Raw genomic sequence first — 295 nt, forward strand, 5'->3', positions numbered from 1 at the left:
AGCGACCGCAGGGGCGCGATCACCAAGGCCGGCAACAAGCACCTGAGAAAGACGCTGGTCGAGGCCGCGTGGCACTACCTGACGTGCTCCGGGCGGCCGAAGGACCTCGCCAAGGGCCAGGCCCCGGACCCGGCCGCCCGGAGGCATGCCGCCAAGGGCGTGCGGAGGCTGGTCGAGAGGCGGGAGGCGCTGCTCGCGCGCGGGGTCCACGGCAACAAGGCGAACGTGGCCACGGCGCGCGAGCTCGCCTGCTGGGTATGGGCGGTCGGCCTCATGGCCGAGGAGGCGTAGGGGG

At 73.9% G+C, this 295-nt stretch carries 1 protein-coding gene; it reads left to right on the forward strand.

Annotation, left to right across the window (positions count from 1 at the left end; genetic code table 11):
• Window positions 1–291 (forward strand): transposase (locus DW180_RS10100; RefSeq protein WP_147357399.1); only part of this gene is annotated, 291 nt, incomplete at its 5' end.
• Window positions 292–295: the final 4 nt, after the last annotated feature.

Origin of the sequence: Collinsella sp. AM16-21 (assembly GCF_003471905.1) — a bacterium.
Classification (GTDB): domain Bacteria; phylum Actinomycetota; class Coriobacteriia; order Coriobacteriales; family Coriobacteriaceae; genus Collinsella.